14 protein-coding genes are annotated in these 14,292 nt (G+C 46.9%); 8 read left to right on the forward strand and 6 right to left on the reverse strand.

What is annotated here, in order from left to right; all coding sequences use genetic code 11:
• Positions 1–72 precede the first annotated feature (72 nt).
• Both LWP20_RS01655 and dusB read right to left on the reverse strand, forming a co-directional pair.
• Positions 73–1,005 carry a DMT family transporter gene (locus tag LWP20_RS01655; protein WP_242926372.1) on the reverse strand — a complete coding sequence of 311 codons (933 nt, stop codon included), beginning with the start codon at positions 1,003–1,005 and terminating at the stop codon, positions 73–75.
• Positions 1,006–1,071: 66 nt separating this feature from the next.
• Positions 1,072–2,055: a tRNA dihydrouridine synthase DusB gene (dusB, locus tag LWP20_RS01660; protein WP_242926373.1), complete on the reverse strand. Its 984-nt coding sequence runs from the start codon at positions 2,053–2,055 to the stop codon at positions 1,072–1,074.
• A gap of 53 nt (positions 2,056–2,108) precedes the next feature.
• On the opposite strand from dusB, the gene LWP20_RS01665 reads away from it, so the two are divergent.
• The 4 genes from LWP20_RS01665 to LWP20_RS01680 all read left to right on the forward strand — a co-directional run bounded on the left by LWP20_RS01665 (position 2,109) and on the right by LWP20_RS01680 (position 6,138).
• Positions 2,109–3,068: a CPBP family intramembrane glutamic endopeptidase gene (locus LWP20_RS01665; RefSeq protein WP_242926374.1), complete on the forward strand. Its 960-nt coding sequence runs from the start codon at positions 2,109–2,111 to the stop codon at positions 3,066–3,068.
• A 66-nt stretch (positions 3,069–3,134) separates the two neighbouring features.
• Complete coding sequence (locus LWP20_RS01670; protein ID WP_242926375.1) at positions 3,135–3,962, forward strand: phosphatidate cytidylyltransferase; 828 nt, start codon at positions 3,135–3,137, stop codon at positions 3,960–3,962.
• 98 nt (positions 3,963–4,060) lie between these two features.
• The gene (locus LWP20_RS01675) at positions 4,061–5,335 is read left to right on the forward strand and encodes a Glu/Leu/Phe/Val family dehydrogenase (protein ID WP_242926376.1); all 1,275 of its coding nucleotides are present in this window, start codon (positions 4,061–4,063) and stop codon (positions 5,333–5,335) included.
• A 119-nt stretch (positions 5,336–5,454) separates the two neighbouring features.
• Positions 5,455–6,138, forward strand: coding sequence for a phosphatidylserine decarboxylase family protein (locus tag LWP20_RS01680; protein WP_242926377.1), 684 nt, complete (start codon positions 5,455–5,457; stop codon positions 6,136–6,138).
• 129 nt (positions 6,139–6,267) lie between these two features.
• Here LWP20_RS01680 and LWP20_RS01685 read toward each other — a convergent pair whose 3' ends face one another.
• Both LWP20_RS01685 and ribD read right to left on the reverse strand, forming a co-directional pair.
• Positions 6,268–6,750 carry a GAF domain-containing protein gene (locus tag LWP20_RS01685; protein ID WP_242926378.1) on the reverse strand — a complete coding sequence of 161 codons (483 nt, stop codon included), beginning with the start codon at positions 6,748–6,750 and terminating at the stop codon, positions 6,268–6,270.
• A gap of 63 nt (positions 6,751–6,813) precedes the next feature.
• Positions 6,814–7,851 (reverse strand): bifunctional diaminohydroxyphosphoribosylaminopyrimidine deaminase/5-amino-6-(5-phosphoribosylamino)uracil reductase RibD, encoded by a 1,038-nt coding sequence (ribD, locus tag LWP20_RS01690; RefSeq protein ID WP_242926379.1) that lies wholly within the window; start codon positions 7,849–7,851, stop codon positions 6,814–6,816.
• A 53-nt stretch (positions 7,852–7,904) separates the two neighbouring features.
• Here ribD and prmC point away from each other — a divergent pair, with 53 nt between their 5' ends.
• The 4 genes from prmC to rfbA all read left to right on the forward strand — a co-directional run bounded on the left by prmC (position 7,905) and on the right by rfbA (position 11,951).
• The gene (gene prmC / locus LWP20_RS01695) at positions 7,905–8,759 is read left to right on the forward strand and encodes a peptide chain release factor N(5)-glutamine methyltransferase (RefSeq protein ID WP_242926380.1); all 855 of its coding nucleotides are present in this window, start codon (positions 7,905–7,907) and stop codon (positions 8,757–8,759) included.
• A 115-nt stretch (positions 8,760–8,874) separates the two neighbouring features.
• Positions 8,875–9,906: a UDP-glucose 4-epimerase GalE gene (gene galE, locus LWP20_RS01700; RefSeq protein ID WP_242926381.1), complete on the forward strand. Its 1,032-nt coding sequence runs from the start codon at positions 8,875–8,877 to the stop codon at positions 9,904–9,906.
• 1 nt (position 9,907) lies between these two features.
• A complete protein-coding gene (rfbB, locus tag LWP20_RS01705) occupies positions 9,908–10,957 on the forward strand; it encodes a dTDP-glucose 4,6-dehydratase (protein ID WP_242926382.1) in 1,050 nt (349 codons plus the stop codon).
• 133 nt (positions 10,958–11,090) lie between these two features.
• On the forward strand, positions 11,091–11,951 hold the full coding sequence (gene rfbA / locus LWP20_RS01710; RefSeq protein ID WP_242926383.1) for a glucose-1-phosphate thymidylyltransferase RfbA: 861 nt from the start codon (positions 11,091–11,093) through the stop codon (positions 11,949–11,951).
• 58 nt (positions 11,952–12,009) lie between these two features.
• Here rfbA and chrA read toward each other — a convergent pair whose 3' ends face one another.
• Both chrA and LWP20_RS01720 read right to left on the reverse strand, forming a co-directional pair.
• Positions 12,010–13,182, reverse strand: coding sequence for a chromate efflux transporter (gene chrA / locus LWP20_RS01715; RefSeq protein WP_242926384.1), 1,173 nt, complete (start codon positions 13,180–13,182; stop codon positions 12,010–12,012).
• A 62-nt stretch (positions 13,183–13,244) separates the two neighbouring features.
• On the reverse strand, positions 13,245–14,219 hold the full coding sequence (locus LWP20_RS01720) for an isopenicillin N synthase family dioxygenase (protein ID WP_242926385.1): 975 nt from the start codon (positions 14,217–14,219) through the stop codon (positions 13,245–13,247).
• Positions 14,220–14,292 lie beyond the last annotated feature (73 nt).

The raw sequence follows: 14,292 nt of genomic DNA on the forward strand, positions 1-14,292 counted from the left end.
GCCGAAAGTATAAAATCAGAAAGGCCCTCAAAGTTGAGGGCCTTTCTGATTTTATAGCAATGTTATAACTGTCTACTTCGCCCGGTTCACGATAAACACGCCGGCAAGTATAATTACCATACCTACGTAGTGCCACAGATGTATAGTTTCGCCATCGAGCACGCCCCACATTAAGGCAACTATAGGTATAAGGTAAGTAGAAGAGCTGGCAAATAAGGTAGTTGAAATATGGATCAGCTTGTTAAAAAGCACCAAGCCTACCGCCGTGCTGAAAACAGCAAGTATAGCTATGTACATCAGCGCTTCCCAGGCACCCGGGGCATGCTGCAGTTTATCTATCGCACTGGTTGTAAGTAGGTAGCCTAGAGCCATTGGGCCAACCGTAAGCAACGCCACGCTCGACATTACCAGCGGTTTCATGCCCTGCAAACGGTGCTTTATAATGTTTACGCTGCCGCCATAACAGATACAGGCAATCACAATATAGATACCGTAAAAGGTGTTGTCCATGTTGGCGCTGCCACCCGAGAAAATAAGTACAGCTGTGCCCGCAATACCAACTATAATGCCCAGCATGCGCATCCAGGTAATGGCCTGATGGAAAAGCATAGCACCAACCAGCAATGTAAACAGTGCGGTAAGCGAGTTAAGCACGCCGGCTAAGCCGCTGGCCAGGCGCGTTTCAGCGTAAGCGAACAGGAAAGCCGGAATCAGGTTGCCCAGCAAGCCGCTGCCCAGCAAAAATTTCCAGTGGCGCGGCTCTACCTGCCGGATGTGTTTTATGGCAAAAGGCAACAGTGTAAAGCAGGCAATGGTAATGCGCAAAGCTCCCAGCTCATCTGAAGTGTAGATTACCAGGCCTTTCTTGATGAGAATAAACGATGTGCCCCAGATAAGGGCAAGTATGATCATCAGGAACCAGGCAAGGGCAGAGGTAGCGGGTTTTTCCGGTGCGGGGGTAGTTATTGTTTTGATAGCAGTATTGGTGAAATATGTTGAGTGCAAAATTACAAAAGGCCGCTGAGCTTAAGATAGCTTAGCGGCCTTTTCTTTTATACTTGCCCAAAAAGGTTACACGTAACTCATGGTTTGTGCAATCTCATCCAGAATGTCGTAGATTTCCTGGATATCTTCGGTTTGCACCAGGCGCATGCGCAGTGGCTTAAAGTGCGAAAGGCCACGGAAATAGTTAGTATAATGGCGGCGCATTTCAAAAATTCCCAGCTTATCGCCCTTCCATTCCAGCGAGTGCGTAAAGTGCTGCCGGCATACTTCCACGCGCTCCTCCAGGGTTGGCGGTGCCAGTTCCTGGCCGGTTTTCATGTAATGCTTGATCTCGTTAAAGATCCAGGGATGGCCAATAGAGGCGCGGCCAATCATAATGCCATCTACGCCATACTTGTTTTTATACTCCAGCGCTTTCTGCGGCGAATCAATATCACCGTTGCCAAAGATCGGAATCTTCATGCGCGGGTTATTTTTTACCTCTGCAATTAAGGTCCAGTCGGCTTCGCCTTTATACATCTGCACGCGTGTTCGGCCATGTATACTTAGCGCCTGTATACCAATATCCTGCAGTCTTTCGGCAGTTTCCACTATATACTTGGTGTCTTCGTCCCAGCCGAGGCGGGTTTTTACGGTAACCGGCAGGTGTGTTGCTTTCACAATTTCCTCGGTCATCTTCACCATTTTAGGTACATCGCGCAGCAGGGCGGCACCGGCTCCCTTGCAGGCCACGTTCTTTACCGGGCAGCCATAGTTAATGTCGATCAGGTCGGGGCCGGCCTGCGATGAAACAATGGCAGCCTCGCGCATCGAGTCTATATCAGACCCGAATATCTGAATACCAATCGGGCGTTCGTAATCAAAAATGTCCAGTTTTTGGATACTTTTTGCTGCATCACGTATCAACCCTTCGGAGGATATAAACTCCGTATACATAAGGTCAGCGCCATTAGCTTTGCACACTTTTCGGAACGGCGGATCGCTTACGTCCTCCATGGGTGCCAGCAACAGCGGAAACTCTCCCAGCTCTATGTTCGCTATCTTTACCAAAGCAAAATTTAAATTTTCGCGTAAATTTACGTCAATTAAACCTAATCTTCTCTATGAAAGGTTTCATAACCAAGGATGTACACCCATTTTTCGTGTTGCTGCTACTGTTAGCCTTCATGACGGGGGGCTATTTTGTAGCCAGTTTTTTCTATAGTTTGCTGGTAAACTGGATCTTTGGGATAAGTATAATGGAGCTGGTGAAGATTGTAGAAAATCCTGCTGCTTACCCTAATGGGGCTAATGCCATGCTCATGTTCCAGGGCTTGGTGCAGTTTTTTTCCTTTGTAATTGCGCCACTTTACCTGCTAAGGGTGAGTGGTTACAACATAAACCTGTACCTGAACTGGAAAGAGCGCCCATGGTTGCCACTGATTTTATTAAGCGGCCTGCTGGTGTTGCTTATAATGCCTGCCAACTCGGTTATTATAGAATGGAACGCCACCGCTAAGTTCCCTGGGTTTATGAAAGGGCTTGAGGAATGGGCGCGTGCCAAAGAAGACGAACTGGCTGAACTTACAAAACTGATTGCTGATTTTGGCACCCTGCCGCGCCTGCTGGTTGGCCTGTTGGTAATAGCGGTTATACCTGCCATTGGCGAAGAGCTGGTGTTCAGAGGGGTTGTACAAAAGCAATTGCACCGCTGGACCGGAAATCCGCATGTAGCTATCTGGGTAGCGGCGCTGATTTTTGCAGCCATACATGTGCAGTTCTTCGGCTTTGTGCCGCGTGCTGTATTGGGTGCCTTGTTCGGGTATTTATACTACTGGTCGGGTAATATTATTGTGCCCATTGTGGCGCATTTTGTAAACAACGGCTTCTCGGTATTGCTGCTTTATCTGCACCAAACCAAAGCCGTTAAGTTTGATGTTGAATCTACAGAAGCGATGCCTTTGTATAGTATTATACTTTCGCTGGTGCTGAGCGCAGCTGTTTTATACTTCCTGCATAAACACTTTTCAGAGCTGCGCCTCCGCAACCAGGAGCTGCCAGAGCCTGCTTCAGATACTTTGTAAACAATTGCCTAATACCTATAAACCTGTTACTTTTACAGCTGCCTTATTCCGGCTACCAACCCTTGCATGAATAAAAAGATCTCTACCTTAAGTAACTGGCAGCAGCGCGTCATAGTCGGAGTATTGGGCGTTATACTTTTCATCGGGGGTATCCTGTTTAGCGAGTGGACCTATTTCCTGCTTTTCCTGGGGCTCACGCTGCTGGGTATGGTAGAGTTTTATAAGCTGGTAAATACGCAGGGTATAAAACCAAACTATAAATCAGGTTTAGCTTTAGGTGCCCTGTTCTTCACATCAGTTTTCCTGGTAGAAAAAGAAATTATGCCAGCCGAGCTGCTTTATCTTTCGGTGCCCGTTCTCTTTCTTACATTTTTGCTTGAGTTATACAGAAAACACCAGCAGCCATTCAGCAATATTGCTTTTACCTTATTGGGTGCAATTTATGTGGCTGTTCCGTTCGGGCTGTTGCACCAACTGGGCTACCTGCAAGGCGAGTACAGCTGGCAACCTATACTTGGCGTGCTCTTCCTGACCTGGGCTTCTGATACCGGCGCTTACATTTTCGGAAAATCATTTGGCAAACATAAATTACTGGAGCGGGTTTCGCCGGGTAAAACCTGGGAGGGCTGGGCTGGTGGTGTATTAATGGCCATACTTGTAGCCTGGGGGCTTTCATACTTTTTTCAGGACCTGGAGCTGTACCAGTGGATAGGCATTGCGCTTATAATGTCTGTTTTTGGTGTAATGGGCGATCTGGTAGAGTCGTTGCTGAAACGTAGTCTGGGAGTAAAAGACTCCGGCACCTTGCTGCCCGGGCATGGCGGCATATTAGACAGATTCGACAGCCTGCTGATGGCAATTCCATTTATAGTAGCCTTCCTGAAGATTTTCTGATTTTTGTTACTTGTTTGTTAGGCGCTTGTAAGTATAAATTATATAACTTTGCCGCCACAATTGTTAATTACTGATAAATAATCATAGTAGACAAAACAATGTTATACAAAGAGCCTGCGCCGATTAAAGATAGGGAGAACCCTTTCGAATCGATGATGTCGCGTTTTAATATTGCTGCTGAAGTGCTTGGGTTGGATGAAGAGACATACAATGTTCTGAAATCGCCTACGCGTCAGGTTATCGTTAACGTTCCGGTAACGATGGACGACGGCAAAGTGCGTGTGTTTGAAGGATACCGCGTAGTGCATTCTACAATCCTGGGCCCGTCTAAAGGCGGTATTCGTTTCGCGCCGGATGTGTTCCTGGATGAAGTTAAGGCCCTAGCTGCCTGGATGACCTGGAAGTGTGCCGTAGTTGATATTCCTTACGGTGGTGCTAAAGGTGGTATTATCTGCGATCCTTATTCAATGTCTGCAGGTGAGATTGAGCGTCTTACAAGAGCCTATACACAATCACTGATAGATATTTTCGGACCAGACCAGGATATCCCGGCTCCGGATATGGGTACAGGCCCACGCGAGATGGCCTGGTTAATGGACGAATATTCTAAGACCAAAGGTTCTACCGTACACGCTGTGGTAACAGGTAAGCCGCTTGTGTTAGGTGGTTCGCTTGGCCGTGTAGAGGCAACTGGTCGTGGTGTTATGGTTTCGGCTATGGCTGCTATGGAAAAACTGGGCATGGACCCAACCAAATCTACAGCTGCAGTACAGGGCTTTGGTAACGTAGGTTCGTGGGCTGCTAAATTAATGGCTGACCGTGGCGTTAAAATTCTGGGTGTGAGCGACGTTAGCGGCGCTTACTGGAACGATAACGGTATTAACATAGACGAGGCCATTGAATATAAGAACGGTAACAACGGCCGCCTGGAGGGATACAAAGGCGCTGAGCAAATGAATCCGGATGACCTGCTTACTTCTAAAGTAGATGTACTGGTGCCTGCTGCCGTGGAAGATGTGATCACGATCCATAACGTAGAGAAGATACAGGCTAAACTTATTGTGGAAGGTGCTAATGGCCCTACTTCTTATAAGGCTGACAAGATCATCAACGAAAAAGGCATTATGGTTGTACCGGATATCCTGGCTAACTCAGGTGGTGTAACCGTATCTTACTTTGAGTGGGTACAAAACCGCATGGGCTTTAAGTGGACACTGGAGCGCGTAAACGAGCGTGCCGAGCGTATCATGAACGAGTCTTTTGAGCGTGTTTATGCAGCTTCGCAGAAGTATAACGTACCTATGCGTATTGCAGCTTACATCGTAGCTATCGATAAAGTAGCTATGACTTACAAGTATCGTGGCGGTTTTTAATCGTTTTTCTTGTTAATTACATTAAAGTTTACATAATTTTATTGCAGGTAATAGCCCATCCAATTTAAACGGATGGGCTATTATAACTTACAAAAACCTGCAGCCAATATAAATCACGGATGAAAATTCATAAAGAAGGTAGAAGGATACTGTTATTCACTTTATTGACCTTGTTGGTGCTAAACCTGCTGCTCTACAACTTCAATGCAGACAATGATACCTTTAACCGCATCTTTTCCGGAGTTTCAGCCGTGCTGTTTCTGCTTATACTTCAGTTTTTCCGGAGCCCATACCGCAACCTGCTGCTGCACGAAGACCTACTGGTAGCACCTGCCGATGGCAAAGTGGTGGTTATAGAAGAGGTAGAAGAGACCGAATATTTTAAAGACAAGCGCAAGCAGATCTCTATTTTCATGTCGCCGATAAACGTGCACGTAACCCGTAACCCGATATCAGGCATTGTGAAGTATTTCAAGTATCACCCGGGTAACTATTTTGTAGCCTGGCACCCGAAATCAAGTACACAGAACGAGCGTACTACCGTGGTAGTAGAATCTACTGCAGGCCCTGAGGTGCTTTTCCGCCAGATTGCCGGCGCTATGGCGCGCCGCATAGTATGGTATGTAAATGAGGGAGATGAGGTAAGCCAGGGCGAAGAGTTCGGTTTCATTAAATTCGGTTCGCGCGTAGATGTTTTCCTGCCACTGGATGCTGAAGTGAAAGTGCAGCTGGGCCAGAAAACAAAAGGCGGCCAAACCGTTATTGCCCAACTTAAAACTGAAACGCCAACTTTGTTTGGATAATATTCAGATACTAGATTTTAGTAGTTAGATATTAGAAAAGGCCGCTGCAATTTATACTTGCAACGGCCTTTTTGTTTTTATACTTCGCAGGAACTGCGCACGCTACGGGGTCTGCAGCTAACAACCAAACTAATACCAGCTTTCTACCAGTTTCATCAGTTGCTCCAGATACTTCTGGTCTACCTCATCAAAATCGTTTAGTTGGTCGCTGTCTACATCAATTACCAGTTTTACTTCACCATCTTTAATTACAGGCACTACAATTTCAGATTTAGAATCGCTGCTACAGGCAATGTGCCCCGGAAAAGCTTCTACATCAGGTACAAGTATAGTTTCGCGGCGGGTGTAGCAGGCACCGCAAACGCCTTTGTGGTAAGGTATGCGCGTGCAGGCAATCGGACCCTGGAACGGACCTAATACAAGTTGCCCTTCTTTATTAAAGTATACGCCTACCCAAAAAAAGCCGAAACCTTGCTTTAAAGCAGCCACCATATTCGAAATATTGGCGATCAGGTCAGTTTCTCCGGTTGTTAGCGCTTCTATCTGCGGGAGCAGGCTTTTATATTTTTCCTCTTTCGTGAGGGTCTGGTCTACTATAAGTGATTCGGCCATGAAGTTTAATTTTGAATTACTGAATTTTGAATGACTGAATAGATATTGCTGGTTGTTAATTGCTCAATTGTTCCGGTAATGCAACAACAGATCTGTACCTAAAGTTTGTGATGCTGTTAGCTGGCCCTTTACCATGGCCGGAGCTTTTATACCTTCAGCTATAGTTTTATAAGTGTTTTTAAGTATAAATGCTTCGTCCCAAAGGCTGGCCTGCAGCAGGCTCTCAAGTAAAATAGTGCCGCCTTCTACCATCACAGAAAGTATATTGCGGTTGTACAGATCCTGCATGATCTGATCTAATATCGGTTCGTGTTGCTGCAGCTGCACAAAGTATACATTCTGCTGATCTTCCCGGCTTTTATAAGTATAAACTATAGTTGCGGTGCTTTTATCAAACAGGTGCAGGTGCTCGGGGAGTTGCAGGTTCCTATCGATAACAATGCGTGTTGGGCTCTGGCCGCTCCAGTGGCGCGTGTTCAGGCGTGGGTTATCGTAGAGCGCCGTGCGGGTACCCACCATAATGGCCTGTTCCTCCGATCGCCATTTATGCACCAGTTGTTGCGCCAGTTTTCCGCTGATCTGTACCTGCTCGCAATTAGGGCCGGCTATAAATCCGTTGGCTGTTTCAGCCCATTTCAGAAGTATAAAAGGCCGCTTCTTTTCATGAAACGTGAAGAAACGCTTATTCAGCTCCAGGCCTTCGTATTCCAACACGCCTACTTTTACCTGAGCATCCGCTTCAAACAATTTCCGGATACCGCGCCCTGCTACCAATGGGTTTGGGTCAGTGTTACAGATAACTACATCGCGTACACCACTACTGATGAGTAAATCAACGCAAGGCGGGGTTTTACCAAAATGCGAACAAGGCTCCAGCGTTACATATACCCGGCTTTTCGGTAACAAGCTTTTATCTTCTACAGCGGCAATGGCATTTACTTCGGCATGCGGGCCACCATATTGCTTATGCCAGCCTTCGCCAATAATTTTACCATCATGCACCACTACGCAACCTACCATTGGGTTAGGAGAAGTATAGCCAGCGCCTAACTGAGCCAGCTCCAGTGCGCGCCGCATGTACAGTTCGTCAGCCGTTGTCATGGTTTCTTTCTATCTTTGCAAAGGTACCTAAATTGACCAAATAAAATACGCCCGTGCCTACTGTTCAGGAAACCATACAACAATTTAAAAGCGCACTCTCTGCTATTTACAGAGAGGATGAAGCCGGTGCCATGGCAAACCAGGTAGCAGAGCATGTGCTGCATAAAAACCGGTTAGAGCTGAGTTTAAGTCGCCAGGAAAATGTGAGTGAAGCAGCTGCGCAAAGTATAAAAGCTATTCAGGAGAGGCTTTTGCTGCACGAGCCCCTGCAGTATGTTCTAGGTTCCGCTCATTTTTACGACCTTGAATTGTTGGTAGATGAACGTGTCCTGATCCCGAGGCCCGAGACTGAAGAACTGGTAGATAGGGTAGTAAAAGAGCATCGGGGTAAAACCGGGTTGCGTGTGCTGGATATCTGTTCCGGCAGCGGGTGCATTCCGTTAGCTTTAGCCGCTAACCTGGATACAGCGAAAGTATACGGGCTGGAAGTTTCGGAAGGAGCCCTGGAAGTTGCCAAAGCCAATGCTGCAAAGTATAAACTGCCCATAGAGTGGCTGCACCAGGATGTTTTTGAAGACATTACAAGTATAGCACCTCATTCGCTCAACATTATCACCAGTAACCCGCCGTATGTGCTGGAAGAAGAGCAGGCCCGCATGCGCCCGAATGTGCTGGAGTATGAACCGCACCTGGCCCTTTTTGTGCCAGACACAGATCCGCTCAGGTTTTATAAACGTATTGCCGAACTTGCTGCCAACCTTCTACACAAAGGCGGTAAGTTATACTTCGAGATAAACGAACGTTACGGAGCCGAAGTGCGGGAGCAGCTGTTGCAAGCAGGTTTTTCTGAAGCCGGCATAATTCAGGATTTGTTTGGGAAAGAGCGCATAGTGCAGGCCATACTTTAAGTATACTTTTCCTGTTATAGAATTATCCTGTAAGTATAAAATATTACATTTGTAGTGATATCTGCAACAGGTATATTACAACCTTAATACTTTCTTCTGAAAGCAAGCTTTGAAAATGAATAAGATATTAGTAACAGGTGGAGCCGGCTACATTGGCTCGCATACAGTAGTAGAGTTGGTAGAAGCAGGTTATGAACCTGTAATTGTAGATAATTTTTCTAACTCGCAGGAAAGCGCGCTGGAAGGAATTGCAGCTATTTTGGGCAGAAGTATAACCTGCCACCGCATCGATTGCACCAGCACTTATGCCCTGCGTGATGTGTTTAAAAAGGAAGGCGATATTGCCGGCGTTATCCATTTTGCAGCTTACAAAGCAGTAGGCGAATCGGTGGAGGAGCCTCTTAAATATTACCAGAACAATGTTGGCTCTTTAATGGCGCTGATGCAGGTGATGGAAGAATTCGGGGTTAATAATTTGGTGTTCTCGTCGTCGTGCACGGTGTATGGCATACCTGCCGAGCTGCCCGTAACGGAGCTAACGCCGGTGCAAAAGGCTAATTCGCCTTATGGCAATACCAAAAAAATGTGCGAGGAAATTCTGACGGACGTTGCCGCAAGCGACAGCAGCCTGAAGACAATCGCGTTGCGATACTTTAACCCGATCGGGGCGCACCCATCAGCTAAAATTGGTGAATTGCCATTAGGCGTTCCGAATAATCTGGTGCCGTTTATTACGCAAACTGCAGCAGGCATACGCGAGCAGGTAACTATATTTGGCAACGATTACGATACCCCAGACGGTACCTGTATCCGGGATTATGTGCATGTAGTGGACCTGGCAAAAGCCCACGTGGTAGCCATAGAAAGATTGTTGAGCAATAAAGCTGAAAGTATAGAATTCTTTAATGTAGGTACAGGCCGTGGCACAACGGTGCTGGAGGCTGTGCATGCATTTGAGAAAGCTACAGGCGTAAAGCTAAACTATAAAATAGGTTCTCGCCGTGCCGGCGATGTGCCTAAAATCTATGCTGACGTTACAAAAGCAACAGAAATACTTGGCTTCAGAACAACCAGCACCTTAGAAGAAACCATGCTGAGTGCCTGGAACTGGCAATTACATTTACAGGAATCAACTGCAAACGCATAATATGAGAGTATTAATTACAGGCGGGGCCGGGTTCATCGGTTCACACGTAGTCAGGTTGTTTGTTACCAAATACCCGGATTACCAAATCTATAACCTCGACAAGTTGACCTACGCCGGCAACCTGGCAAACCTGACAGACATTGAGGAGCGTGAAAACTATACTTTCCTGAAAGGCGATATTGTAGATGCAGCCTATCTGGAGGAGATTTTCACCAACTATAAATTCGATGCCGTTATACACCTGGCTGCCGAGTCGCACGTAGACCGCTCCATTGCAGACCCGTTGGCTTTTGTAAATACTAACGTGATCGGCACAGTGAATTTGCTGAACGTGGCTAAGAAGCACTGGGTAGCTAACCTGCAGAATCACCTGTTTTATCATATCTCTACCGACGAAGTATACGGCTCGCTTGGCGAAGATGGCTTTTTTACAGAAGAAACTGCCTACGATCCGCGCTCACCCTATTCGGCTTCCAAAGCCAGTTCCGATCATTTTGTGCGTGCCTGGTATCATACATATGGTTTGCCGGTTAAAATTTCCAACTGCTCCAACAACTACGGCCCAAACCACTTCCCCGAGAAGTTGATTCCGCTGGCGATAAATAACATTCAGAACGAAAAGCCGGTGCCGGTTTATGGCAAAGGCGAAAACGTGCGCGACTGGCTTTATGTGCTGGATCATGCCCGTGCAATTGATGTTATTTTCCATAATGGCAAAGTTGGTGATACCTACAACATTGGTGGCAACAACGAGTGGAAGAACCTGGACCTGATCGAGTTGCTGTGCGATGTGATGGACGAAAAGCTGGGCCGTGAAAAAGGACACTCCCGCAAGCTGATCACGTTTGTAAAAGACCGTGCCGGCCACGACCTGCGCTACGCTATCGATTCTTCCAAGCTGATGAACGAGCTGGGCTGGGCACCTTCGGTAACTTTTGAACAAGGCCTGGCCAAAACTGTGGACTGGTACCTGCAAAACACCGAATGGCTGGAAAACGTGACTTCCGGTAATTACCAGTTATACTACGAGCAGCAGTATACTGACCGCTAATTGATTGTTAATTGCTGATGTGAATTGTTTAAACAGATCGACAAACAAACTGAACAATTTTACAAAATGGCAGAAAGTTTAATTGTTGATTGCAGGAAAAAGCAATCAACAATTAAGCACAACAATAAAACCTATGAAAGGAATTATACTTGCCGGGGGCTCCGGTACCCGCCTGCACCCACTCACGCTGGCTGTTAGCAAGCAACTGATGCCGATCTACGACAAGCCGATGATCTATTACCCGCTGTCTACGCTGATGCTGGCCGGCATTCGGGATATTCTGATCATCTCTACCCCGCACGATCTTCCCCTGTTTGAGCGCCTGCTGGGCGATGGAAGCCAGATCGGGTGTAACTTCAGTTATGCTGTGCAGGAAGTGCCGAACGGTCTGGCGCAGGCTTTTGTGATCGGAGAAGAGTTTATTGGCAAAGACAAAGTAGCGCTTATACTTGGCGATAACATTTTCTATGGCTCAGGTATGAGCAAGCTGTTGCAGCAAAACAACGATCCGGACGGTGGCGTGGTGTATGCCTACCATGTGCAGGACCCGGAGCGTTATGGTGTGGTGGAGTTTGACAAAAATTTGAATGCCATCTCGATAGAAGAGAAGCCTAAAGAGCCAAAATCAAACTATGCCGTGCCGGGTTTATACTTCTACGACAACGATGTAGTGGAAATTGCCAAAAACCTGCAGCCAAGCCCGCGCGGTGAGTATGAGATAACGGATGTGAACAAAGAATACCTGCGCCAGGGCAAACTGAAAGTAGGCATCCTGGACAGGGGAACCGCCTGGCTCGACACCGGCACCATCCAATCGCTGATGCAGGCTGCTACTTTTGTGCAGGTTATTGAGGAGCGCCAGGGCCTGAAGATAGGTTCGATAGAAGAAGTAGCTTACCGCATGGGCTTTATTGATGCCGGGCAATTGCAACGCGTGGCAGAGCCTTTGCGCAAAAGTGGCTATGGCGAGTATCTGCTGAGCCTGATAAAGTAAGTTTATACTTACTAAGCATTTGTGAAGAAGGTATAGGTAGGTCCTGTACCTTCTTTTTTTATGGAAGTATAAACCCGATCAGTAAGCCTGAAATAATAAGTACGGGTGCCGGAATGCGGGTAAACATAAGTAGGCAGAATGTTATAATAACGATGCTCACGTTAATGATCGTGTTATCTATCGGGTGGTAAAGCATAATGGCGGCGGCTACCACCATGCCTGAGCTCACAGCACTTATTCCTTCCAGCGATGCACGTACTACCCTGTATTTTTTTAATTCGTCCCAGAACCGTATCACAAAGAAGATCAGGAAAGTGCCAGGTAGGAAAATGCCAACTGTAGCCACAAAAGCCCCCAGTAACTGCCCCCAAATTCCGTAGTTGCGCATTGTTAGTGTACCAATGTAAGAGCAAAAAGAAAATACCGGCCCGGGTAGTGCCTGCACAATCGCATAACCCGACAAAAACTCCTCGGCGGTGAGGTAACCTTTAAAATCCACAAACTCAGTATACATAAGCGGGATTAATACCTGGCCTCCTCCGAAAATAAGGCTGCCGTTACGGTAAAAATTCTCGAACAACCTGACCGGTAGCGAAGAAGTAGTAGCACCCACAACAGCCGCAGTTATAAGTACGCCTGCGTAAAGTATAAAATTTGCCCACTGTATGCGCAGCTTCTTATCTTCTTCTTTAGGGTGCTGCCGGAAGTGTAAAGCTGTAATTGCGCCACCTGCAATAAGCAAGGCAGGATATGCCCAGGGCGACCGGAAGAAGTAGGAAAGTATAGCCGAAACAACCATCAGGCTGACAGCCAGCCGGGTATGCACTACTTTTGAGCTGATGCGGTAGGCAGCATAAGCTACATAAGCAACAGCCATTGGTTGTATAATGCGAAGGAATTTAAGGGAAACGCCTTGTTGCTGTAAGTATGAAATAACCAGTGCAGCGGCGGTCATGGCAACGGAGGCAGGCAATAACCAAACAAGTAAGGTAAGATATGCTAAATTGGGCCCTCCGATTTTATAGCCAATAGCTGTTATAGTTTGAGTAGAGGAGGGGCCAGGTAAAATATTGCAAAGGGCATTGAGTTCTATCAGGTCTTGCTCGGTAAGGTAGCGGCGTTTTTCTACCAGCAGCTTAAACATCATGGCAATATGCGCCTGTGGGCCCCCAAACGCGGTAAGGGCGAGCATCAAAACGTCTTTCAGGAAGATGTAGTAGCGCAAGCTCATGCCTGAATATCAAAAAAAGAGAGACAGCGGTAAGCTATCTCTCTTTTAGGTTATTGGTGGTGTTATGCTTTTTTCAACCCTAGCTCTATCAGGCGCTCATTCAGGAATTCACCTGCTGTTGCATCCGGGTAAGCTTTTGGGTTTTGCTCATCTATGCAGTTCTCCAGGCAGGTCAGGTCCATTTCAGAACGTGGGTGCATAAAAAACGGAATAGAATAGCGTGAAGTGTTCATCAGCTCGCGCGGCGGGTTAACCACACGGTGGATAGTAGACTTCAGCTTGTTGTTGGTAAGGCGGGCCATCATATCACCTACGTTTACCACTACCTGCTCTGGCAGGGCTGTAATTGGAATCCACTTGCCATCGCGGCGAAGTACCTGCAAGCCATCGGCGCTAGCGCCCATCAGCAATGTGATCAGGTTGATGTCACCATGCTCGGCAGCACGTACTGCATCAGCCGGAACTGCATCCGGGTTCTCGATCGGGAAGTAATGGATCGGGCGCAGAATGCTGTTACCGTTATGCACTTTGTCGTCAAAGTAATTTTCAGGTAAGCCAATATGAATGGCAATAGCTCTAAGCACTTGCTTGCCTGCAGCTTCTAATTTACGGTAAGCCTCCAGCGTTACTTCCTTAAATTCTGGTACCTCTTCAGGGAAGATGTTATCAGGGTATTCGCTTTTGATCGGGTCGTTGTCAGTTACTTCCTGCCCAACATGGTAAAACTCTTTCAAGTCGCCAGTGTTGCGGCCTTTTGCATGCTCTTTTCCTTTGCCTGTGTAGCCACGCTGGCCAGCCAGTTCCGGGTTTTCGTACTTCTGCTTCACCTCATCAGGCAGGGCAAAAAACTTTTTAGTAGCAGCATACAGTTTCTGTGTCAGATCATCGCTCAGGCCATGGTTACGTAGGGCAATAAAACCGATGTTCTGGTAAGCATCACCTAACTTTTTCACGAACTGTGCTCTTCTTTCCGGGTCTCCTGAAGTGAAATCAGCTAAGTCCAGCGACGGCACTTCGTCAAACAAAATCTCGCTCATAAATACAATCTGTATACTTTTTTGTAATCTTCTCGTAGTTCGCAATATACGAAAAATTATTACCGCCTACTTA

Origin of the sequence: Pontibacter vulgaris (assembly GCF_022758145.1) — a bacterium.
In the GTDB taxonomy this organism is placed as follows: Bacteria; Bacteroidota; Bacteroidia; order Cytophagales; family Hymenobacteraceae; genus Pontibacter; species Pontibacter vulgaris.